Consider the following 24,594-nt stretch of genomic DNA (forward strand, 5'->3'; position numbering starts at 1 on the left):
TTTATGGCAAATATCAGTAAAAAGTTACTAGCTGAATTGACTTCAGAAGAAGCAACGGGACCGTTTATCACGTTTATGTTAAATACGCATCACGCGCATCAAGATGTGGAAAAAGATCAAATCACGTTTAAGAACTTTGCTAAAGAAGCGAAGAAACGCTTCGAGAAGAAATACACTGATCACAGCTTTGAACCATTCCAAGAAAAGATTGATCAACTCTTAGCGGACGGTGACTTTTGGCGTAGCGGAACAAAAGGGGTTGCGGTCATTTTGACAGCGAGCGAAACCTATATTCACCGGTTAAGTATCGGGGTGGATGATCAATATTATGTCAGTGATCTGCCTTACTTATTGGCGATCATTAAAAATGCCCAGTTCAATTATTCTTACTATCTAATGGCCTTGAACCGGGATTCGATGAAACTTTATTGTGTTCGCAATAAAGAGGTCAAAGCAGTTGAACTGCCTGATGACGCTCCTAAAGATATCGTAACGGCTTTAGGCGATGAATTGACCGGTGGAAACTTGAATGTGTCTGCTCGCGGCGGTGAAACCGGCAGTTTCCACGGAATTAATACCAAAGACGAAGAAGTTGAGATTGACTGGATCAATTACTACCAAGCGGTGGATAATTATTTGAAAGAGCTGGATAATCCAGAGCAGTTACCAATTTATCTATTTGCTTTACCGGAAAACCAAACACAGTTTAAAAAGGTGGCTAAAAATCCATATTACTCAGATAAAGCAGCTATTACTGGTTCACCGGCTCAATCGAACGTGAACGACGTGAAAAAGGAAAGTCAAAAAATTGCTGATGAGTTAGCTGCGGCGGAAACACAAAGCTATCAAAAATTAACTGATAAGAAATTTAATGATCAATTGGTAGATATTGTGCCAGCAGCAAAAGAAGGTAAAATTTCTCATCTCTTTATCGCTACTTCCAATTTAGTTGATGGATTTGGCGAGGACCCAGATGTAGAATATGATCGTCGTCAAGTATTGAATGAAATTGCTGATGATGTTATCAAAAATGGTGGACAAGTATTTGTTCTAGACCAAAAAGATGCTCCTGATGAAAAAAGTTTATTGGCGGTTCTGCGCTATTAGCGCTTTAATGTTTCAAATATATTAAGAAAAAACTTTTTAAGCGATAATCTAGTGTTATCGCTTTTTCTGTGTTATACTTCTAATTGTAGTTTTTGTACGGTAATATTGGCAAGTTTGTTTCAGACGACATCTTTCCTATTTCACCATTCAAGTAATTACAAAATTAATTTTTATCCTAGGAGGATGTTTAACATGGAACAAGGTACAGTAAAATGGTTTAACTCAGAAAAAGGTTACGGATTTATCACTGCTGAAAACGGAAACGACGTATTCGTACATTTCTCAGCAATCCAAGGCGACGGCTTCAAAACTTTAGAAGAAGGTCAAGCAGTGACTTTCGATGTTGAAGATGGCCAACGTGGACCTCAAGCAACAAACGTAAACAAAGCTTAATTAGTTTTTTCAAACGAGTGCTTCGGTACTCGTTTTTTTTATGCTCTTTTTTAATCGTGAGATCGACTTAGCAGAATTTTTTGCTAGGTCTTTTTTTATTTTTGAAAAAAATAGTCAGCTTTCAAAAGACTTAAGGGGACGGCTCTGTTAAAAAATGGTAGAATCCGCTATAATTCCATAGGAAGGAGGCTGTCATGAAAAAAAGATATGCAGTTGTAGACATTGAAACGACTGGGACAGATCCAAAGTCGGATCGGATTATTCAATTTGGCTGTGCGCTGATTGAAGATAGTGAGATCGTTGCGCATTTTTCAACGGATATCAATCCCGATCAAACGATTCCAAATCAAATTCAAACCCTAACAGGGATCACGAATCAGCGGATTCGGAAAGCCCCTTATTTCGAAGATGTCGCCGAAACAATCAGTAATTTATTAGAGGGAACCGTTTTTGTCGCCCATAATATTTATTTTGATTATCCCTTTTTAAGTAACGAACTGGAACGCTGCGGGATGCCGCCGTTAACGAGTGACGGCATCGATACCGTTGAATTGGCGCAAGTGTTCATGCCAACTTCACCAAGCTTTCGTTTAGGCGATTTGGCAGAGGAATTGCAGCTAGTCCACGAAAATCCTCATCAAGCAGATAGCGATGCTGATGTAACGGCGCAGCTACTGCTCTATTTAGAGACTCAAATTAAAAAATTGCCGATCATCACGTTAGAGAAAATTGTAGCGACTGCTGACCAGATGGCCTTTCAGACGAAAGACTATTTAGTCGATTGTTTGACTGAGTTGCAGGAACAACGTGAGCCGTTGGCAAAAGAGTTGGTGATCGTTCATGGCTTCGCGCTGAAAAAAAAGAGCGTACCACTTTTTTCTGAGAATTATTTTGGCAGCAAAGCTTATCCTCGTTCTCGGAAAGCCAAAGAAAAGGTCTATCAAAGTGAACTGGATTTTCGTAAGGAACAGGCACGCTTGATGAATTTAGTCTATGACTTTTTCAATAAGAAAGAGGATAAAAATATTTTAGTCGAAGCCGCAACCGGCATCGGAAAAACCTTAGGCTATTTATTGCCTATGAGTTATGTGGCAACACCGGAAAAACCATTAGTGATCAGCACCGTCTCTTTATTGTTGCAGGAACAGATTTTGAATCACGACCTGCCGCTGATCAATCGTTTATTAGATCAGCCTTTGCAGGCGGTGGTGATGAAAAGCAGTCGCCACTATCTCGACCTTGACCGTTTTTATCAAAGCTTCCAAAAAAAATCACAGCAAAAGCAATATACCTTTTACCAAATGGCCTTGTTAGTCTGGCTGACTCAGACAGAGACGGGGGATTTTGACGAGCTGAATATGACGAGCTTGAAGCATCCTTTTTGGCAAAAGGTGGCTCATCTTGGCCCAACAACGCTGAATCCTAACAGCCCTTTTTATGGGGTTGATTTTATCCATCATCGTCAGAAAAAATTGGCACAAAGCAATGTGATTATTACGAATCATTCCTTCTTAGCTCAAGAAAATCAGCGGAAAATCCCGCAGCTGCCGGCCAGTCCTTATTTGATTATTGACGAGGCCCATCATTTAAATCGAGTTCTAGAAAAGGTCAGCACTCATCAATTAAATATTTTGGCGATCCAAAAGGGTTTTAACCATTTACTGGAAAATAAAGTCTTTCAAACTTGGCAGGCCCTAGTAAAAAAAGATCAGCAGACCCAGCATTCATTAGAAGTTTTTCAGGATGTGCTGCAGGAATTAAATGAAGAGCTGACTGATCTTTATCAGCTATTTAAAGAGGAGTTCCCAACCAATGACGAGCGCTTGATTACTAAGGAAATGATTGATCAATTATCTTTAGCGAGTGAACAAGTCTTGCAGCGGGTAAGTTTGCTTTATCAAGACGCCTTAACAATTGGCGAGCAGTTGAAAAGTTATTATCTGCGCTATCAAGAGACCTTTAGTATTTCCGAACAGGCCCAATGGAGCGATCTACAAACATTATTGGATAGCTTAGCCCAACAGCAAGTGGCCTTCGAACTTTTCAGTGAACAGTGGGAGGCTCGTTATATTCATTGGTTCAACGTCAAACGTAAGACGCTCTATGTACAAGACTTGGAAGCTTCGCAATTAGATCAAACAAGTTGGTATCATCGCTACAAACAGATTTTGTATCTCGGCGGAACATTAAAAATCGGTGGTGATCGCCATTATTTTGCGAAGCGCTGGGGGATTCCTGAAGCGGCGTTGAAAATCATCAGCAGTCCCTACGATTATGAACAACAAGCGCGACTTTATTTACCAACAGAAAATATTAGTATCCAAACGTCTTCACCAGATCAATATGCCCAATATGTTGCCGATGTTGTCCATAAAATGGCGGATCATCAAAAGCGACCGATTCTAGTGTTATTTACTTCTCATGATATTTTGAACCGTGTGCATCAGCGATTGAAAATGCCGTTGTTGCATGAAGGCCGAGAAGTCTTGGCGCAAGGAATTGGCGGCAGTCGTGAGAAATTACTGAAACGTTTCTTACTTTCAAAAGATGCCGTGCTGCTAGGTGCGGACAGCTTTTGGGAAGGTATCGATTTACCCGGGGAGATCTTGCAACTCTTAATCGTAACCCGACTGCCCTTTGAAAATCCGCAACGTATCCAAGTTCGCGCTCGGAATAGTTTCTTAGAGGCTGAAGGAATCAATCCCTTTTTCCAAGAAGCGGTTCCTCATGCGGCACTGCGGTTAAGACAGGCTTTAGGTCGCCTGATTCGTTCTGAGACGGATAAGGGTGTAATGCTCTTATTGGATCAACGCTTTATCTCAGCTAGTTATGGCGAACGCTTACGAAAGGCGCTGCCAAAAGAATTAACGATCAAGCAGTTGCCGTTGGAAGAAATTTTGACGGAAACGACCCAATTCTTAATTTCTGAGAAAAATGAAGAGAATTAATGAGGGATAGTTGTTCTTTTGGTATAATGTAGCTTGTCTGGAAGGAGTATGATTTTGGATACGAATAGTGCAAAACAGAAAAAACTTAACCGTTGGCTGTTAGGAATCGTGACCTTTTTGTTGATCATCCTTGTTGCCGGAACTATGATTTTCATTCGTTCGAACCGACCAATGCAACAGGCGAAAAGAGAAGCGGTCCAAATGGCGGAAAAATATGCGGATCTAGAAACGGTTGATCAGTTCTATTGGTTCAATCGCGAGCAGACTTATTTTACGGTAGTAGGAAAAAACAAATCGCAGGAAGAAATCATTGTGATCATTCCGAAATCGGGAGACAAAGTGCGTGTTCTTGCTCAAAAGGATGGGCTGACTGAGGTGCAAGCAGAAGAAACCGTTAAAACGAATGATCCTGATGTGACTATTGAAAAAGCAAATCTCGGTATCTATCGCGACCAGACGGCTTGGGAAATCACTGCAAAAGACGATCAAGGCGCGATTTATTATTACTTGCTGAACTTTAATGACGGCAAGATAATTAAAGTCATCAAAAAGATCTAAAAAAATCTTGGTAGGGGAGTTATTGGTTATGAAATTATCACAGCGTGTAACAAACTTAGAACCGTCCGTCACTTTAGCAGCAACGGCAAAAGCCAAAGAATTGAAAGCAAAAGGTTTAGATGTGATTAGTTTGACTGTGGGAGAGCCCGATTTTACTACACCGGAAAATATCGAGCAGGCAGCTATTGATGGGATCAAGAGCGGAAAAGTCAGCTTTTACACTGCTTCCGGTGGTACGCCAGAATTAAAATCAGCGATCGTTGATTTTACGAAAGAAAATTATGATCTGACTGTTGAACCGCAAAATATTATCGTAACTAGCGGGGCAAAATTTGCGTTATACACCTTATTTCAAACAATTCTTGATGCCGGCGATGAAGTCATCATTCCAGTACCTTATTGGGTTAGTTATGGCGAACAAGTCAAATTGGCGCAAGGAAATCCGGTCTTTATTCATGGTGACCAAGCCAATGATTATAAGATCACGGTGGAACACTTGGAAGACGTCCGCACGGAAAAAACCAAAGCGATCATTATCAGCTCACCATCAAATCCGACCGGAATGATTTATTCAGAAGATGAGTTGCGAGCACTGGGTGAATGGGCGATTCGTCATGAGCTGTTGATTGTTTCAGATGATATTTATGATCATCTTGTTTATAATGGGAACGAAGCGGCCCATCTTGCTTCTTTATCTGACGAGATTTTCCAGCATACAGTGATCATTAACGGCGTGTCAAAAACCTATTCTATGACTGGTTGGCGAATCGGTTATGCGATTGGTAGCGCTGAAATCATCAGTGGTATGACAGCAATCGCTTCACAGTCTACTAGTAATCCAACGGCGGTCAGCCAAATTGCGGCTGTCGAGGCTTTGACAGGTGAGCAAGAGACGGCAGAAAAAATGCGGCAAGCCTTTGAAGAACGACTAAATACGATTTATCCAAAGGTTGCTGATCTGCCAGGCTTTAAGTTAACAAAACCACAGGGCGCCTTCTATCTATTTCCTAATATCAAGGAAGCGATGGAAATGGGGGGCTATGACAACGTCACTACTTGGGTCAACGATCTATTAGAGCAAGAACAAGTAGCGTTGGTGACTGGTGAAGGATTCGGTTCCCCTGACAGTGTGCGGATGAGTTATTCTGCTAGCATGGAAGAGTTAGAGGAAGCCGTTGTACGGATTCGCCGTTTTATCGAAAATAGTAAAAAGTAAAAAAATCATCATTCGGGATAAATAAGTTAGGAGAGACATTTGTGGAACAGATTCAAATCATTGATGCCAAGAACCATGTTGGCGAAACAGTAAAAATTGGTGCTTGGGTAGCGAATAAGCGCTCAAGCGGGAAAATTTCTTTTTTACAATTACGTGACGGTACGGCTTATTTTCAAGCAGTCGTAGTGAAAAGCGAAGTGTCAGAAGAGGTTTTTCATTTAGCAAAAGAATTAACACAAGAAACATCGATTATCGTTACCGGAGAAATTCGTGAAGACACACGTTCGAAATTTGGCTATGAACTAGGCGTGAAGGAAATCGAAGTTATTGGTGAAAGTCATGATTATCCGATTACACCAAAAGAACACGGCGTTGATTTCTTGATGGATCACCGTCATTTATGGCTGCGTTCATCACAACAACACGCAATCATGTTGATTCGTAACGAGGTGATTCGTGCGACCTACGAATTCTTCAATAATAATGGTTTTGTGAAAGTTGATCCACCGATCTTAACTGGTTCAGCTCCCGAAGGTACAAGTGATTTATTTGAAACAAATTATTTTGATCATAAAGCTTATTTATCACAAAGTGGACAGTTATACATGGAAGCCGCAGCGATGGCTTTAGGTAAAGTCTTCTCATTCGGTCCAACCTTCCGTGCTGAAAAATCAAAGACGCGTCGTCACTTAATCGAGTTTTGGATGATCGAACCGGAAATGGCCTTCATGCATCAAGAAGACAGCCTAGAAGTGCAAGAACAATATGTTGCATACTTGGTACAAAGTGTCTTGGATAACTGTGACTATGCGTTAGATACGTTAGGTCGAGACAAAGAAATTTTGAAAAATTATACAAAATTACCGTTTCCACGGATCACGTATGATGATGCGATTGAATTATTGAAGAAAAATGATTTTGATGATATCGAATGGGGCGATGATTTTGGTTCGCCGCATGAAACCTTTATCGCGAACTCCTTTGATCGTCCGGTCTTTATTTTGAATTATCCAAAAGCCATCAAACCATTTTACATGAAACCACATCCAACACGTGAAGACGTGGTGATCTGTGCCGATTTGATCGCGCCAGAAGGTTATGGTGAAATCATCGGCGGTTCAGAACGGGCGACGGATTATGATTATCTGTTAGAACAAATTCGTGAAGCTGGTCTGAACGAAGAAGAATATTCATGGTATTTAGATTTGCGTAAATACGGAACTGTGCCTCATTCAGGTTTTGGTTTAGGCTTGGAACGAACCATTACCTTTATTTCAGGAATTGATCATGTACGGGAAGCAATTCCATTCCCACGCTTGTTAAACCGGATTTATCCATAAGAATGAAACGCCAAAAGCATCGAGGGCTCCTCGGTGCTTTTTTTTTTGAAAAAGCTTTCTTTTTCTGCTTGACATATGAATGATCACTCATATATAATAAACATGAAGAAACATTCATATGTATTTTAGAGAGAAGGGAATCTCATGGAAAAAGTATATCGGTTAGACGGACTGGATTGCGCAAACTGTGCAGCTAAGATCGAACGTTCAGTTCAACAAATCAAAGGTGTGGAAAAAGCGCAAGTTGATTTTATCAGCACCAAACTGACAATCGTGGCGCCTGAAAAGGAAATTGATCGCGTGACGGAAGAAGCGAAGGAAGTAGTTTATAAGCTGGAACCTGATGTAGAGGTCAATAGTGTCCAAACGGAAAAAGTCGAAGAAGACTCTAAAGGAAAAATCATTCAAATTGTGGTCGCTGTCCTAGCATTAGCTTTATTAGCGATCGTTGCACCGGCAATGCCGTGGAAGCTCGCTGCTTACTTAGTTTTGTATTTGTGGATCGGGTATGACGTATTGAAGACCGCTATTACCAATATTTTTCATGGTGAGATCTTTGATGAAAATTTCTTGATGGCTGTAGCAACGGTTGGAGCAATTGCGATTGGCGAATATCCAGAAGCGGTGGCAGTCATGCTATTTTATCAAGTCGGTGAATTTTTCCAAGATTATGCGGTGGCAAAATCTAGAAAATCAATTAGTTCGTTATTGGCGATTCGACCTGACTCGGCGAATTTGATCCAAAATGGTGAAGTAAAGAAAGTCGCACCGGAAACGATCCAAGTCGGCGATCAAATTTTAATCAAACCAGGTGAAAAAGTTCCTTTAGACGGAATCGTCAAAGAAGGAAGCTCGATGCTGGATACTTCTGCTTTAACAGGCGAATCCGTCCCCCGCAGCATTCATCCTGATGAACAGATTTTGAGTGGTTTTATTAATCAAAGTGGGCAGCTGACGGTGGAAGTGACGACGACGTTTGGTGAGTCGACGGTTAGCAAAATTTTGGATTTAGTTGAGAATGCCAGCAGTAAAAAAGCACCGGCGGAAAACTTTATTACTAGCTTTGCTCGTTATTACACACCGATCGTTGTCGGTTTAGCAGCGCTGTTGGCAATAGTACCACCGCTTGTTACCGGTGAGCCCTTTTATGATTGGGTATATCGTGCATTGACCTTCTTAGTGATTTCTTGTCCTTGTGCGTTGGTTATTTCGGTACCATTGAGCTTCTTTGGGGGAATCGGTGGAGCAAGTAAAGCTGGCGTGTTAATCAAAGGTAGTAACTATATTGAAACGTTAGCGAACGTCGAAACGCTAGTTTTTGATAAAACCGGAACCTTGACCAAAGGCGTTTTCGAAGTGCAAAAGGTTGAGACCATCATCAATCAAGGCGATTTTCTACGTTATGTTGCCAGTGCGGAGCAAAGCTCGAGTCATCCGATCGCGCAGTCCATCGTGAACTACGTTGATCAACCGTTATCGCCAGTCAGTCAGTTAACAGAAATTGCTGGCTATGGTATTTCGGTTATAATTGAAGGGCATCAATTTTTAGTTGGAAACGAAAAATTATTAGCTAAAGAAAATATTTCCTTTCAAGTAGTCGACGAAATCGGTACGATCGTGTATGTGACGATGGGTGGAAAATATATTGGACATTTAGTGATTGCAGATGAATTGAAAAATAATGTTGCTGAAGCGTTGAACGAAGTGAAAAAGCTGGGTGTCAAGCGGACCGTTATGCTGACTGGGGATAATCGTGGGATCGCTGACGCAATTGGTAATAAAATCGGAATCGATCAAGTCTACAGTGAATTATTGCCAGAGGATAAAGTGATTCATTTAGAAGATGAATTGAAACGTCAACAAAAAACCGCCTTTGTTGGGGATGGAATGAATGATGCACCGGTTTTAGCACGCGCGGATATCGGGATCGCCATGGGTGGCCTTGGCTCAGATGCTGCCATTGAAGCAGCTGATGTCGTAATCATGGATGACCAACCGGAAAAAATCCCGGTCGCGATTCGGATCGCCCGTAAAACCATGAAAATCGTCAAACAAAATATCGTATTTGCGATTGGCGTAAAGGTGATCGTCTTGATCTTAGGTGCATTGGGCTTTGCTACAATGTATGCTGCTGTTTTTGCAGATGTCGGCGTGACCGTGATCGCCGTCTTGAATGCGATGCGGTGTTTGCGAGCAAAATAAGTAACGTTAAAGCTTTGGGACTGTTCGGTCCCAAAGCTTTTTTTGCGTTTAAAAAAAATAAAAAGAAAAATAATCAACATAATAGTTGACGAATTGAGATTACAATTGTAAACTTAAAAAGTAGATTACATTTGTAAACGGAAGAGGTGAAAATTTATGACTATGACGATTACACCGATTAAAATCAGTGATTCTGAATGGGAAGTCATGCGAGTGATTTGGACGCAAAAAGCAACTACCGCGCAAGAAATTATTGATATTTTAGGGCAGACAATGGACTGGAAACCGGCGACGATCAAAACGCTGTTAGGGCGTTTAGTGAAAAAAGAAGCCGTCCGTACCGAGCAAGCGGGGAAAAAATATATTTATTATCCAGCGATTAGCGAAGGTGAAACAGTCAAGAGCGCGACGGAAAATTTATTTTCTCATATTTGTGCAAAGCGAATTGGGGAAACAATCGCCGAGTTGGTAGCGGAAGCTGAATTGACCGATGCCGATGTTGCATTGATTCAAGAGCAGCTGGTAAACAAACAAACAGTAGAAAAAATTGAATGTAACTGTATTCCTGGGCAATGCGAATGCAAACATCATCAATAAAAAGATAAAACAGATAAGAATGGAGACGGAAAAAATGAAAAAACAATTTGCAATTAACGGAATGAGCTGTAATCACTGTGTGGCAAAAGTGGAACAAGCGATCAATCAATTAGATGGAATCGATAAAGTGAAAATCAATCTTAAGAAAAATAATGGTACGGTGAAATTCGACGAGGCACAAGTTTCAGCAGACCAAATCGCTGCAGCAGTGACTGAGGCAGGGTATGAAACTGAGGTGATCTAATTGGCAGACGCAACCGTAGAAACATTCGCGATTACTGGTATGACTTGTGCCAATTGTTCGGCCCGAGTGGAAAAAGAATTGAAAACGACCGATGGTGTACTGGAGGCGAATGTCAATTTAGCGACTGAGAAAGCCACTGTCCAATTTGACGATACCCTTAGTGCAGAGCAAGTGATCCAACGAGTCGAGGCTATCGGGTATGGGGCAATTTTGTTTGACGAGGAACATAAGCAAAAGATTCAGCAAGAAAAAGCCGCTTACTTAAAAAGAATGAAACGTGATTTGATTTTAAGTACGGTTTTAACAGCACCCTTAATGATCGCGATGGTCGCGATGCTGTTAGGTAGCCATGCCGGTTGGGTTCATTTTCTACACTTACCACTGGTTCAATTGATCTTAGTGACCCCAGTTCAATTTGGAGTAGGTCAACGATTTTATCGCGGCGCTTATCATGCCTTGAAGACCAAAGCCCCAAACATGGACGTTTTGGTAGCGATGGGTACGTCAGCGGCATTCTTACTTAGTGTCTATAATGGCTTTTTTAATCCCCATAACTCTGATTTGTATTTTGAAAGCAGTGGCATGATCATCACGTTGATCTTGTTGGGTAAATATTTAGAACAAAAAGCTAAAACAAAAACTAGCGACGCCATCAAACAGCTAATGAGTCTGCAAGCCAAAACGGCGACGGTTATCGTTGCCGGTATAGAGCAGCAAGTTCCAATTGAAAAAGTTCAAGCGGGGGATTTACTGCGTGTTCGTCCTGGAGAACAGATTCCGGTGGATGGCAAAATTTTGGCTGGTCAAACGACGATTGATGAAAGTATGTTGACTGGGGAAAGTCTGCCGGTGGATAAACAAGTAGAAGATCAAGTGTTTGGTGGAACGGTCAATACGACTGGTAGTATTCAATTTACCGCCACCCAAGTTGGCAGTATGACGGTACTTTCTCGGATCATTCGGATGGTGGAGGACGCGCAAGGGGAAAAAGCGCCGATCCAGCAAATTGCGGATAAAATCTCGAAAATATTTGTCCCGACTGTTTTAGGCATCGCGTTACTGACCTTGTTGGCCACTGGCTTCTTTACAGGTGATTGGCAGCTGGCGATCGTTCACAGTGTTTCTGTCTTAGTAATCGCCTGTCCTTGTGCCTTGGGTTTAGCGACGCCGACAGCGATTATGGTGGGCACTGGTTTGGGAGCGAAGTCCGGTATTTTGATTAAGGGCGGTGGTGCGTTAGAAAAAATCGCGCATCTGACAACGGTAGTTTTAGACAAGACGGGGACCATCACTGAAGGAAAACCGGTGGTCGCTGATTTTGAAGCTTTTGATCCGCAAGCCTTAGCTTATCTGACGAGTTTGGAACAGCAGTCAGAACACCCACTTGCAAAAGCGATTTATCAATATGGCAAAGACCAGACTGAAATTTTACCGGTTGATCAATTTGAAAGTTTGACTGGACAAGGTGTGACAGGAATCATCAATGGCAAACAATATTTTGTTGGATCAAAACGGGGCTTGAAGGAGCGAAATATTTCATTTGCAGAAGATCGTGTGATAGCGTTAGAAGAGGAAGGTAAGACGGTGATGTTCTTGACCGATCAAGCCAATCTTTTAGCGATGATCTCCGTGACTGATCAAGTTAAAGCCTCTTCTAAATCGGCAATTGAAGCACTTCACACACTAGGCATCAAAGTGAAAATGCTGACAGGAGACAATCCTCAGACCGCTCGTTACATTGGTGAACAGGTCGGTTTGCAGTCTGCGGATATTGTCGCAGAAGTATTACCTGAAGACAAGGCTCAAGTTGTGAAGGAATTGCAGACAAAGGGAGAATCCGTTGGTATGGTAGGCGATGGAATCAATGACGCGCCAGCCTTGGCCTTAGCAGATATCGGAATTGCAATGGGCAGTGGGACGGACATCGCGATGGAGACAGCAGATATTACCTTGATGAATAGCGATCTTGTATCGGTTGAAAAAAGTATTCGTTTATCTAAGTTAACTTTACGGAAAATCAAGCAAAATCTATTCTGGGCCTTTTGTTATAACGTGATTGGAATTCCTTTTGCGGCCTTCGGCTTTTTGAATCCAATTATTGCCGGCGGTGCGATGGCCTTCAGCTCAGTTAGTGTTTTGTTGAATTCACTGAGCTTGAATCAGAAAAAATTGTAGACTAACGAATATTGAAAAATAAGATTAAAAGAATTGGGAGTGAGTTGCTATGAAACAGCGAGAACAAATGGATGAATCGATGGAAATGGATCATTCGGCACATGAACATCATGAGATGAGTGATCATCAGCAGATGAATCACGGAATGCACGGTCATGAGGATCACGAAATGGATCATGGTGGCATGGATCATTCGATGCATATGGGCAATTTTAAACAAAAATTTTGGCTCTCGCTGATTTTGGCGATCCCCATCATCGTACTTTCACCGATGATGGGAATGCAGCTACCTTTCCAGTTTACTTTTCCTGGTTCTGAATGGGTCGTCTTAGTTTTAGCGACGATTCTGTTTATTTACGGTGGCCAGCCCTTCTTAAGTGGCGCCAAAATGGAATTACAAATGAAAAGTCCCGCGATGATGACCTTGATCGCGATGGGGATCTCGGTTTCGTATATTTACAGCTTGTATTCTTTTGTAGCGAATAAAATGAACCCTGCGGCCCATGTGATGGATTTCTTCTGGGAGTTAGCAACGCTGATCGTTATTATGCTACTAGGGCACTGGGTAGAAATGAGTGCTGTTTCTAATGCCAGCAATGCATTGAAGAAGTTGGCTGAATTGTTACCAGACGAAGTCAACAAGATCGAAGCAGACGGCTCTACGAAAAAAGTTAAACTGCAAGAAATAAAAAAAGCCGATCGATTGTTAGTACGGGCCGGCGACAAAATGCCTACTGATGGTGAAATTATCGACGGCTCGACGATCGTGGATGAATCGGCAGTAACGGGTGAATCAAAAGGCGTTCAGAAAACGGTCGGCGACTCAGTGATTGGCGGTTCCGTCAACGGTGATGGTACCATCCAATTAAAAGTAACGGGGACCGGTGAAGATGGCTATTTAGCGAAAGTTATGACGATGGTGAAACAAGCCCAGCAAGAAAAATCAAAGCTGGAATCGATCTCCGATAAAGTGGCCAAATGGCTGTTTTATATCGCACTAGCCGCTGGGATCTTAACTTTTATTGCTTGGCTGATTGTAGCAGATTTGCCTCAAGCCTTGGACCGCATGGTCACAGTCTTCGTAATCGCCTGTCCTCATGCATTAGGCTTAGCGATTCCTTTAGTAATCGCTCGGTCGACTTCTTTAGCTGCAAAAAATGGGTTGCTATTAAAAAGTCGTCAGGCGTTGGAACAAGGCAATCAGTTAGATTATGTATTTTTAGATAAAACGGGAACGTTGACAGAAGGTCAATTCACAGTGACCGGGGTTGAAAGCCTGACTGAGATGGACAAGACAGAAGTGTTGAAGTATATCGGCGCGTTGGAAGCACAAACGAATCATCCATTAGCCGTTGGAGTCATGAATTATTTAACCGCTGAACAAATCGAACCTTATCAAGGAAAAGATATTTCAACCTTAAAAGGTATTGGCGTGAAAGGATCTGTTGAAGGTCATCAAGTGATTTTAGCGAATCAAAAAGAAATCGAAAAACGACAGTTGACAATTGATCCAGAGAAATTGAAAGATTATCAGGCTCAAGGCAATACAATTTCTTTCTTGTTGATTGACGATCAGCTAGTTGCTTTCTTCGCCATGGGCGATACCCTAAAATCACAGGCTAAAGAGTTTATCAAGAGCTTGCGAGACAATGGGATTGAACCAGTCATGCTGACAGGTGATAATCAAGAGGCAGCGAAAGCAGTTGCTAATTATTTGGACATTAAAGAGTTTTACAGTGAACTCTTGCCAGATGACAAGGAAAAAATTATTAAGGACTATACAGATAAAAGCAAAAAAGTCATGATGGTCGGTGATGGGATCAATGACGCGCCAGCATTAGCGAGAGCCTCGATTGGGATGGCGATCGGTGCCGGAACAGATATCGCGATTGATTCAGCTGATGTTGTTTTGACTAACAGCAATTTACAGGATATTTTAAAATTCGTTCGCTTGGCTAAGCGGACTCATAGTAAAATGATCCAAAATCTCTGGTGGGGAGCCGGCTACAATATTTTAGCGATTCCTTTGGCCGCCGGTATCTTGGCACCAATTGGGATTTTATTAAGCCCAGCTGTTGGAGCAATCTTAATGTCTTTAAGTACGATCATTGTGGCGATCAATGCCATGACGTTAAACGTCTGAGTTTTCAGGCGTTTTTCTTTTTTTTTGGAAAAAAATTGAGAATTTAAAGCCTTTGAACTTATGCTATGTTGAATAAGAGACCTATCGGCAAGGAGCAGGAAAGAAGGGCGAAGGATGATCTGGCAATTTATGACAGGAAAAAAGGAACAGCGGCAGCTGCAACTAATCGAGTTATTGAAAGAAGAATGTTATACAGTAAAGGAATTAATGGGGCGGCTTGGCGTTAGCAGGAAAACCGTTTTACGGGACCTAACCGTTTTGCAAGAAAAGGGTTATGCTAAAAAAATGACTCAATGGCAGCTTGATTGGTCCAACGTAACGAGTTTTTCTGAGCTGTATCGCAAAATCCTTTTAGAAAATCCCACCTTCAAGCTGTTCCAACAATACTTATGGAGTGATGGACCACAAGAAATTGAGTATAGAAAAATCAAGCAATTAAATAATTATTTACTTACTTGGAATCTTTCAGTGAATCGACGACAAGGGTGTTTAAGCGGGGATGTCCGTTTGATCTTCCATCTGCAGTTGAAGTTTTTACGGGATTTTTGCCAGTTAGAGGAGCGGGCGTTATATTGTCGTCTGGCTCGGCATTATGAAGAGCAGCAGCTTTTTTATCCAAAGCAAGAGTTGATCCCAGACAAAGAAATGCTGTTGACTTTCGCAGCTGATTTTTCTTTGCCAGAAAGTATTGCTGAGCTTTGTTTTTTTGATTATCTGCGCCATCATATCCAAGCTTGTCTGGCGTTTTATCTTTGCCATGAAAAATATCAAACCCCTTTATATAAAGAAATCATCAGGAGCCTACAAATCATTGAGATGGAACCTATGTGGGAATTAAATCCTAGTAAACAAGTTTTTATTCTTAAATTATTTGATTTGTTTTTAGGTATCCAGCAAGGCTTGCCTTTAGCGGTTTTCAACCAAAAATGGAAGACAAGAGAAGTACCGGCGATTTTATTTTCCTTTAGCAAGGAATTGAAGCGATCGATTCCGCTATTAAGGAACTGCCGAATCGATGAATTGGCGTTGGCGCTGAATCATATCCTTTATTCCAGTTATCAAGTTTCGTTATCCTTAAATCCCAACTTAAAAACTTCGTTGCGAATTCAGGAGGGCTATCAAGCTTTTTTATCTTCAACCGAAAGAATTTAGAGGGATGTTTTTGCTTAATGAAGGGTTATGCTATAATGATGAAGACTACGCGTAGGAGGAGAGCAGATGGGGTTAAAAAAATTAGATGTTCCGACATCTTCGATTACAGAAGTAAAAAAATCACCAATGGATGTTTTTGCTCAAGCTCGCAAAGCCGACACTGGGGTCTATGTCTTCAATCGCGAAAAAATTGCTGGCGTGATGTTGACGAAAGAACAGTACGAAGCTTTAATTGAGGAATTAACAACCTTACGAGATACATTATACCAACCAGTGGAGCGGGAATTACCGGTCCCAGAAGAATTAGAGGAATTAGCAACGGCTTTACGAACCACCTTAGCGAAAGGCTCAGTGATTTCTGCCCGCTACTTAGACGAACGCATGGTAGCGACCGGCTTTATTACGAAGAAGACTGGCTTTGGCGGTGTTACGGAAATGATGAAGGAACTGGAAGACAGCGGTAAAATCGTTTATCAATTACGTCGCAGGGAGCATAATAAAGTCATCTACGCTGAAATTTTTGGTGAAGCCCAAGAATTCCAACGAGCAGCGGCGGATAAGCTGATGATTCGTAAAGTCAATCTGATTGAACGTTAAGTCGTTCAAGCGCTGAATCAGAAAAATAAATTTGGGGTCTAAAGCAAAAGCTTAGGCCTTTTTTTACTATAAAGAAAGTCTAAAATTTTTACATGAATAAATCACTTTACAGCAGGTCTAGCCATGTCTGGCTTCACGAACTAGCTTTATCGGCAATAAGCAAAACGATTTCGAAATCGTTTGGTCTTATTGCTCAAAAGCTGAGCGAGTTCGCGAAAGCCTTTTTTAGTGCGGTAAGGTCGTTAGCTGAGAGACTACGGGATAGTTGTCTGTGAACAAACGTTCGGTTATAATGGAACCAGAATCATTGATAAGGACGCTGAAAGGGGAGGTGAATTCTGTGGCCGATTTAGTTTTTCCATTAAAAAATGATACGACGCGAAAAATTATTCATATTGATATGGATGCTTTTTTTGCGTCGGTTGAGGAGCGGGATGATCCTGAATTAGCGAAGCATCCCTTAGTAATCGCCCGCCATCCTTCTGATACTGGAGGAAAAGGGGTTGTGACGACCGCGAATTACAAGGCTAGGGTTTACGGGATTCATTCTGCGATGAGCGCTCAAAAAGCGTTTGAGCTTTGTCCCCAAGCAATTTTTAAACCCGGCGATCACGAAAAATACCGAGCGGTCTCGCAACAAGTTCGAGCCATTTTTCATCGCTATACAGATGTCATCGAACCCGTTTCGATTGATGAAGCCTACTTAGATGTGACAGAAAATAAAATCAATGCCCGTTCAGCCATCAAAATTGCTCGCTTGATTCAGCAGGATATTTGGCAGGAGCTGCAACTGACTTGTTCGGCCGGAGTTAGTTATAATAAATTTTTGGCTAAATTGGCCTCTGACTATCAAAAACCGCGAGGCATGACAGTGATCTCACCAGAAGAAGCTGTCATCTTTTTAAAGCAGCTACCAATTGAAAAATTTCACGGTGTTGGGAAAAAGACCGTACCGAAAATGAATGAATTGGGAATTTTTACTGGCGAGGATTTATACGAAAAAAGTGAAATGTTTTTGATCCAGGAATTTGGTAAGATGGGCTACTCTTTGTATCGAAAAGTTCGTGGAATTCACGACTCGCCCGTCAGTGTTACTCGTGAACGCAAGTCGGTGGGGAAAGAACATACTTACGGCCGTCCATTGGCCACAGAGGACGAGGTTTTAAGTCAGTTAAGGCAATTAGCGGAAAAGGTCGAAGGCTCCTTAAAACGCGTGCAGCGGCATGGCAAAACGGTGGTCGTCAAGATTCGATATACAGATTATACGACTGTGACGCGGCGAGTGACGCTGCCTTATTACATAGAAAAAAAAGAAGAACTATTTTCCCAAGCTAGCTTGATTTGGGAGGAAATTGGCGGCATTGAAAAAGGGATCCGCTTAGTCGGTATCACCTTGACTAATCTAGATCCCGTTGCCTATGAAAATATTGTCTTGCCTTTGTGGGAGTGAAAAAGCTAGTTCGTAGAGCCAGACATCAAACAAGAAGAGCGACTAAATTAGTTCGCTCTTTTTGATTTGTTCAAAAGCTTTTTCGGAGTCATGGAGTTTTTCCCAAATAACGACTTCACCTTGTGCTAAAGATTTTTTGACATCAATGATCCGTTGATTGGCACTGCCACGAAATTGCAGCATCAAGTTTTTTTGTGTCAGTTCAAAACGCCCGTCAACGAGAATATCAATCTTGCTGAGCATTTCTAGTTTGTCTTCACTGTCTTGTAACAGCTCTTCAAACGTGTAGCCGCTCCAAGACCAGATATCCTTCGTGTCGCCAAATTCTTTCCGTAAACGGTCAATCACTCTTAAGCAGACTTGAGTATTCAAAAAAGGCTCGCCGCCTAAGAAAGTGACACCTTGAACATAATCGTGGGCTGTATCCGCGATTAATTGATCTTCAATTTCTTGGGTGAAGGGCTTGCCGTAATGAAAATTTTGTGCGGCAGCATTGAAGCAGCCTTCGCAGGCAAAGGGACAGCCACTGACGTAGAGACTATTCCGGACGCCTTCTCCATCAACAAAGTTGAAGGCCTTATAATCGGCGATGTATTGCTGACTTAACTCACTGGCCAGCCATTCTTTTGGTTTAGGATTACGCATGTTTTTTTCACCTTTCAAGTAAAACAGGGAGCGGCAAAGAGCGCCGTCCCTGTCAATCGTATTTCCAGTTTCTATTTCATATGTTTGACGCGTGAGGCGATTTCTTCATGACGGCCGTGAACCATCGGACGTGCTTGCGGATTGCCTAGGTAGCCGCAAGTCCGTTTGACAACATCACAGGTTTTTGGATCATGGTTGCCGCACTCTGGACATTCAAAGCCGCGTTTGGTTGGTTTGAAGTCGCCTTCGAAGCCACATTCGTAGCAATGATCGATCGGTGTGTTGGTTCCTAGATAAGCGATGCGATCGTATCCATAGTCCCAAACAGCTTCCAAAGATTTTGGATTTTGCTGCAATACTGGGTATTCACAATAGTGGATGAAGCCGCCAGAACAATATTTAGGATAGTCTTTTTCGAAATCCAATTTTTCAAATGGCGTTGGGTTTTTCCGCACATCATAATGGAAGCTATTCGTGTAATAATCCTTATCCGTGATGTTTTCAACAACACCAAAGCGCTCTGTATCTAAACGACAGAAGCGATCCGTCAAACTTTCACTTGGTGTTGAATAAACACTGAAGTGATAGCCGTATTCATTGCCCCAGGCATCTGCATGTTCTTTTAGATCTTTCATAATATCCAAGGTGAAAGCTTTCGCTTCTGGATTGCCTTCCCATTCGCCGCCGTAAAAAATGCTGGCAACTTCGTAAAGACCAATGTAGCCTAAAGAAATCGTAGCTCGTTTATTTTTGAATAATTCATTGACAGCATCTGTTCGTTTCAAACGTTTGCCGAATGCGCCGTATTGATACAAGATCGGTGCGTTCGCCGGTGTGGCCTCTTTACAACGATCAATCCGGAAAACAAGCGCGTCTTTAGCGATTTGCAGACGTTCCTCTAATAATGTCCAGAATTTTTCTTTGTTGCCGGCTGATTCTAAGGCGATCCGTGGTAAATTCAACGTAACGACCCCAAGATTCATACGACCTGCATTGATTTCTTCGCCTTGTTCATTTTTCCAACCTTGCAAGAATGAGCGGCAGCCCATCGGCACCTTGAAGCTGCCAGTCAGCTCGATTAATTTGTCGTAATTCAGGATATCTGGATACATCCGCTTGGTTGCACATTCTAATGCTAATTCTTTAATATCATAGTTTGGATCAGTTGGTTCCAAGTTGGTTCCACGGCGTAGAGTGAAAATCAATTTAGGGAAAATCGCCGTGCGTTTTTCGCTACCTAAACCTTCGATCCGGATTTGTAGGATCGCTTTTTGAATCTCGCGTTCAAACCAATCTGTTCCAAGACCAAAGCCTAATGACGTAAAGGGTGTTTGTCCGTTTGAAGTAAATAACGTATTGATCTCGTATTCTAAGCTTTGCATCGCGTCATAAATATCTTTACGTGTTTTTTGTTTCGCAAAAGCTTTTTGCTTTTCTGGACTATCGATCCATTCTTCGGCGTCTTTTAAATGTTTTTCATAATTTAAGCGCGCAAAAGGAGCTAACAATTCATCTGTCCGATCGGCTGAACAACCGCCGTATTGGCTTGAAGCTACATTGGCAATGATTTGTGAAATTTGTGCGGTCGCCGTTTGAATTGATTTAGGACTTTCTACTTCGGCATTACCGATTTTAAATCCGTCGTTCAACATGCCTTTAAAGTCGATCAAACAGCAGTTCGTCATTGGTGTATAGGGATGATAATCCAAATCATGGTAATGGATGTCGCCTTTTTGGTGAGCATTCGCTACATGGGCTGGCAGCATTTTTAAACCAATGGATTTACCCACGATTCCAGCCGTTAAATCCCGTTGAGTATTGAAGACATCGCTGTCTTTATTGGCATTTTCATTCACGACCGTTTGGTCCTTGTTGATTAATTTGCCGATTGTAAAGTTAATGTCAGTGGCTTTGCTACGCTGGAAATCACGATGGGTCCGATAATTGATATATTCCTCGGCTAACCCGTACTCGTTATGCTCTAATAGAATATGTTCCACGATGTTTTGGATTTCATAAATTTTAATGTCACTGTTGAAACGCTCAGAAATTTCAGCATCTACGCGTTCGACGATTGATTGGATGCGCCCGTGAGCTAAAGGATCAATCGAACCTTTTATTTTTGTTTCAGCTTTAATCAATGCATCATAAATTTTTTGGTCATCAAAGGAGACGTGACGTCCATCGCGTTTTACGACTTTGATATTTTTTAATGACGATTGAAACTCGTTGAGCAACGAGTCTTTTGTATGGATTTCCATCATAACAAACACTCCATTTCTTCTAAATCTCACTATTAATAATATAGCATTTTGATTTAGCATGCAACGATATATTGGGGCTTTTTTTAGGAATAAAAGAAGAACACACTATATATAGTGTGTTCCTTTATGTAAAAGTGTATGAAAGCTGATGAGGCCGTGCTTTACAGCTATGTTAAAATAACTTAAAAATATTTGTTTTGAATGTGAAAAAAATGTAAGCTGTCAGACAGTCGTTTCACGTAAAAAACTAACCCAAATATGATACCATAAAGGAAAAAATTTGGATATTAAAAATAGGTGTCTAATTTTGAGAAGGAAATCGTTTTGACAGGAGGATCAAGCAATGAAGAAAATAATTGATGTGCAGCATTTAAGTAAAAGCTATGGCACACGCAATAATAAAGTGACGGTCTTGAATGATTTGAATTTTTCCATGGAGAAGGGAGAATTCGTTGGGATCATGGGTCCTAGTGGCGCCGGTAAGACGACGTTAATGAATATCCTGTCAACGATTTTGCTGCCTACGATGGGCAGTGTGAAGATCGACGGCGCTGATATCACACAGATGCGGGAGAACCGACTGACAGATTTTCGTCGAAAAAATCTGGGTTTCATTTTTCAAGAGTTTAATTTGATTGATAGTTTGTCGGTACGGGACAATATTATTTTGCCTTTAGCAGTCAGCAAGCTTTCCTATGAAGAAATTACGAAACGGGTGGATCATCTAGCGCAAATTTTAAAAATTGAAGGTATCTTAGACCGATTTCCAGAAGAACTGTCTACCGGTCAACAGCAACGGACTGCAGCAGCGCGGGCTTTGATCACCCGTCCGATGATTTTATTTGCTGATGAGCCCACGGGCTCTTTGGATTCTAAAGCAGCGACTGAGTTTTTGAATTACTTAGACGAGGTGAACCTTCATGAGGAGACGACGATCTTGATGGTTACTCATGATCCTTACACGGCTAGCTATTGCAATCGCGTGCTGTTTATTAAGGATGGGCGTTTTTTCTCCGAGATCGTTCGGCGTTCAACCCGCAAGGATTTTTTTGAGAAAGTGATTGATATGCAGGCGACGATCGGCGGGGGAGGCAAAGCCAATGCTGATTAAATTAGTTTGGCGCGGCTTTAAAAAACAATTATCCAATTATTTATTGCTATTCTTTAGCTTGATTTTTTCGGTGATGGTTTATTATTCCTTTACGGCGATGACCTATGAGCAGCCTTTGATTCGCGGTGCCGGAAAAAACACCCAATTGGTTGGTGTTTTAGGGTTCGGCAGTTTTGCGGTGGTGCTGATTCTTTTATTTTTTATGGCGAATACCAATCGTTTCTTTATTGAAAATCGCCGCAAGGATATCAGTATCTTCCATTTATATGGACTGAATTATTATCAAATTTGTTTGTGGTTTATTTTAGAGCTTTTATTTATTGGGGTGTTTTCCTTCGTGATTGGAATTGGCTTAGGTATTTTATTTTCAAAACTCTTTAGCATGATCTTGGTCAAAGCGATGGATCTGCCACTGCAAGTCCATTTCTTTTTCTCTAGTGACGCGATTCTTGCGACTGGGCTCGTGGTACTGTTTATTTTGGCAGTTGTTTGTTTGCAGATTTTGTGGTTAGTGTCTGGCTATAAGTTCAGTCACGTCAAAAAGGCCCGTCTGCGAAACATCCAAGCAATGAAACTTTCCTCGTGGCAAAAGGTCATGGCAGTGATTGGCGGCATGTTCTTACTAACCGGCTGGGGTCTAGCGTTGACTTATATTTCGATTGCTCGCAAGGTGAGTGATCAGCTCGGTTTGATTCAAGGAAATTTTCTATTAATGAGTATTATTTTTCTGTTATGTGTGATCGGTAGTTATCTTTTTTTCGCTTTTACTTTACGTTGGTATAATTCCTTTCACCCGAAGCGGCTTGATAAAAATTTAGGTATGTTGTCACGCAGTGAATGGCAGCTGCGGTTATTCAGCGAATGGCGTTTTTTAGGATCAATCACCGTTTCCTTAGGTTTAGCTCTAGCGATACTTGGCGGCATGGCAGCTTTGGCTTCGATAGAAATGCGTTCTGTAAATGAAATCGCCCCGGCTTCTTTATTGATTACACGAGAAAGCTATCAGAAGCTGGCACCTAAGTTGGAAAGTGTCGAACCTTACCAACGACAATCCATTCATTTTAAAGCGGTGCCGGCGAAACAAAATGTAGAAATTTCAGGAGAAGGGATGAATACCCAGCCGGAAGTCATGGACATGGTTTCCCTCTCAGATTATCGGGCCTTTCAAAAAACGAATCCAACATTGCGGGACATTCAATTGAAATCTGCCAATGCTACCGTCGTATTAAGTTCTTATCAGCGTTATTTGAACGACTATACGCGCTATAGCAATCGGATTTATTTGAAGGATAAGAAGTTAAGCGTCCAGGCTAGTCACCCAAATTTTTTTGGGGATACGAATCTACGCTATGGTACGGGGATGATCGTTGTTTCGGATCAACTATTCAATGAAACGGAAGGCATTTCGTATACGATCGAGGCGATTGATGTCCTTCCCCAAAATGAAAACAAACTGAACCAGTTGGTCCAAAAAAATGTCAAAGGAGATTGGAATTTTCCGATCCATTATGATCTTAGCTGGAAAAATCATCAGCTAATGGGAGACATTACCCAAGGAGCCGGCACCAAAAAATCCGATTCAACCATCTATCGTTCAGAGTACACATCTTATCAAGATACTTATCGCGGGACCCGCAGCAGTCTTGGCTTGGTCTTGTTCGTTGTAACTTTTGTAACGACGACGTTTATTATTACGACAGCCAGCACGGTAACTTTGCGACGCTTGTCAGAGTTTAATCAAAAACGTAAGCAGTACCGCTTGTTACAACAAATGGGGATTCCTAATCAGACGATTTATCAAGAGATCAATCGTGAAAATCGGGTGGTGTTCTTTATCCCCGCATTATTAGCATTGATCCACAGTGTTTTGGCTATTTCGGTTATTTCTCATATCGCTCAGAACGCAGATTATGGCTTTGTTTACTTATTTTGCGGGTTGATGCTGGTAGTCTATGGAGTTTTCTATTTATTCTCCAGTGCCTATCAAAAAAGATTGCTCTAAATTTGTTAGGTCGGTTTTTTAACGCGTCGTCAGCTAGACCAATTATCAAATCATTGATTTTAAATTGGTAATAGTAAGAGCAGCAAACAGAAGATTTAACTTTTCTTTATAACTTTTTTTGCCGCGGCACGGTGGGTGTCGCGGTTTTTTGTATTTAAATAACTGATGTGACAAAACTGTTCGTTTGAAACTAGATAATGTAAGTTGAATGCGTGGAAGATTATTTTGATCGTCCTATAATAAGCTACGAAAGAAAAAAAGAGAGGGCGATTTGATGAAGGCATTTTTGAGCCGTCCGACAACTCGTTACTGGTTGAGTTTTATCGGCAAGACGATTTTCTATTTTGCAGTCGTGCTGATCTTAATCTATTTATACCATTACAAGAGTATCCAAGGCGGTAACTTTATCTACAATGAATTTTAGTTTCAACAGCACAATTTCGTCTGAAC

19 protein-coding genes are annotated in these 24,594 nt (G+C 41.5%); 17 read left to right on the top strand and 2 right to left on the bottom strand.

Features of this window, described 5'->3' with window-relative positions; all coding sequences use genetic code 11:
• Positions 1-3: 3 nt before the first annotated feature.
• The 14 genes from RV00_RS00655 to dinB all read left to right on the top strand — a co-directional run bounded on the left by RV00_RS00655 (position 4) and on the right by dinB (position 18,122).
• Positions 4-1,107, top strand: a complete 1,104-nt coding sequence (locus RV00_RS00655; protein WP_071860678.1) for a baeRF6 domain-containing protein — start codon at positions 4-6, stop codon at positions 1,105-1,107.
• Between the two features lie 192 nt (positions 1,108-1,299).
• A complete protein-coding gene (locus RV00_RS00660) occupies positions 1,300-1,500 on the top strand; it encodes a cold-shock protein (RefSeq protein WP_010740784.1) in 201 nt (66 codons plus the stop codon).
• A gap of 194 nt (positions 1,501-1,694) precedes the next feature.
• A complete protein-coding gene (locus tag RV00_RS00665; RefSeq protein WP_071860679.1) occupies positions 1,695-4,448 on the top strand; it encodes a helicase C-terminal domain-containing protein in 2,754 nt (917 codons plus the stop codon).
• A 54-nt stretch (positions 4,449-4,502) separates the two neighbouring features.
• The gene (locus RV00_RS00670) at positions 4,503-5,006 is read left to right on the top strand and encodes a cell wall elongation regulator TseB-like domain-containing protein (RefSeq protein ID WP_084133199.1); all 504 of its coding nucleotides are present in this window, start codon (positions 4,503-4,505) and stop codon (positions 5,004-5,006) included.
• A 28-nt stretch (positions 5,007-5,034) separates the two neighbouring features.
• Complete coding sequence (locus RV00_RS00675) at positions 5,035-6,222, top strand: pyridoxal phosphate-dependent aminotransferase (RefSeq protein WP_071860681.1); 1,188 nt, start codon at positions 5,035-5,037, stop codon at positions 6,220-6,222.
• A 41-nt stretch (positions 6,223-6,263) separates the two neighbouring features.
• On the top strand, positions 6,264-7,562 hold the full coding sequence (gene asnS / locus RV00_RS00680) for an asparagine--tRNA ligase (protein ID WP_071860682.1): 1,299 nt from the start codon (positions 6,264-6,266) through the stop codon (positions 7,560-7,562).
• A 144-nt stretch (positions 7,563-7,706) separates the two neighbouring features.
• Positions 7,707-9,764 (top strand): heavy metal translocating P-type ATPase, encoded by a 2,058-nt coding sequence (locus tag RV00_RS00685; protein WP_071860683.1) that lies wholly within the window; start codon positions 7,707-7,709, stop codon positions 9,762-9,764.
• A 156-nt stretch (positions 9,765-9,920) separates the two neighbouring features.
• Positions 9,921-10,361, top strand: coding sequence for a CopY/TcrY family copper transport repressor (locus RV00_RS00690; RefSeq protein ID WP_071860684.1), 441 nt, complete (start codon positions 9,921-9,923; stop codon positions 10,359-10,361).
• Positions 10,362-10,395: 34 nt separating this feature from the next.
• Complete coding sequence (gene copZ, locus RV00_RS00695; protein ID WP_071860685.1) at positions 10,396-10,605, top strand: copper chaperone CopZ; 210 nt, start codon at positions 10,396-10,398, stop codon at positions 10,603-10,605.
• Entirely contained in the window at positions 10,606-12,780 is a 2,175-nt protein-coding gene (locus RV00_RS00700; RefSeq protein ID WP_071860686.1) for a heavy metal translocating P-type ATPase, read from the top strand. It abuts the gene before it with no gap.
• A 49-nt stretch (positions 12,781-12,829) separates the two neighbouring features.
• On the top strand, positions 12,830-14,923 hold the full coding sequence (locus RV00_RS00705) for a heavy metal translocating P-type ATPase (RefSeq protein WP_071860687.1): 2,094 nt from the start codon (positions 12,830-12,832) through the stop codon (positions 14,921-14,923).
• 114 nt (positions 14,924-15,037) lie between these two features.
• On the top strand, positions 15,038-16,075 hold the full coding sequence (locus tag RV00_RS00710) for an HTH domain-containing protein (RefSeq protein ID WP_071860688.1): 1,038 nt from the start codon (positions 15,038-15,040) through the stop codon (positions 16,073-16,075).
• Positions 16,076-16,141: 66 nt separating this feature from the next.
• Complete coding sequence (locus tag RV00_RS00715; protein WP_071860689.1) at positions 16,142-16,672, top strand: prevent-host-death protein; 531 nt, start codon at positions 16,142-16,144, stop codon at positions 16,670-16,672.
• Positions 16,673-17,012: 340 nt separating this feature from the next.
• Positions 17,013-18,122, top strand: a complete 1,110-nt coding sequence (dinB, locus tag RV00_RS00720) for a DNA polymerase IV (protein WP_071860690.1) — start codon at positions 17,013-17,015, stop codon at positions 18,120-18,122.
• A gap of 42 nt (positions 18,123-18,164) precedes the next feature.
• Here the strand turns inward: dinB and nrdG are convergent, their stop codons facing one another.
• Both nrdG and nrdD read right to left on the bottom strand, forming a co-directional pair.
• Complete coding sequence (gene nrdG / locus RV00_RS00725; protein WP_071860691.1) at positions 18,165-18,767, bottom strand: anaerobic ribonucleoside-triphosphate reductase activating protein; 603 nt, start codon at positions 18,765-18,767, stop codon at positions 18,165-18,167.
• 71 nt (positions 18,768-18,838) lie between these two features.
• The gene (gene nrdD / locus RV00_RS00730; protein WP_071860692.1) at positions 18,839-21,031 is read right to left on the bottom strand and encodes an anaerobic ribonucleoside-triphosphate reductase; all 2,193 of its coding nucleotides are present in this window, start codon (positions 21,029-21,031) and stop codon (positions 18,839-18,841) included.
• Between the two features lie 343 nt (positions 21,032-21,374).
• Between nrdD and RV00_RS00735 the strand changes: the two genes are divergently transcribed.
• The 3 genes from RV00_RS00735 (at position 21,375) to RV00_RS00745 (ending at position 24,568) form a co-directional block, all read left to right on the top strand.
• Positions 21,375-22,142: an ABC transporter ATP-binding protein gene (locus RV00_RS00735; RefSeq protein ID WP_071860693.1), complete on the top strand. Its 768-nt coding sequence runs from the start codon at positions 21,375-21,377 to the stop codon at positions 22,140-22,142.
• Positions 22,132-24,144, top strand: a complete 2,013-nt coding sequence (locus RV00_RS00740; RefSeq protein ID WP_071860694.1) for an FtsX-like permease family protein — start codon at positions 22,132-22,134, stop codon at positions 24,142-24,144. Before RV00_RS00735 ends, RV00_RS00740 begins: the two co-directional genes overlap by 11 nt.
• 274 nt (positions 24,145-24,418) lie before the next feature.
• The gene (locus RV00_RS00745; RefSeq protein WP_071860695.1) at positions 24,419-24,568 is read left to right on the top strand and encodes a teichoic acid D-Ala incorporation-associated protein DltX; all 150 of its coding nucleotides are present in this window, start codon (positions 24,419-24,421) and stop codon (positions 24,566-24,568) included.
• Positions 24,569-24,594 lie beyond the last annotated feature (26 nt).

It is taken from the genome of Enterococcus devriesei (assembly GCF_001885905.1).
GTDB classification, from domain to species: Bacteria; Bacillota; Bacilli; order Lactobacillales; family Enterococcaceae; genus Enterococcus_A; species Enterococcus_A devriesei.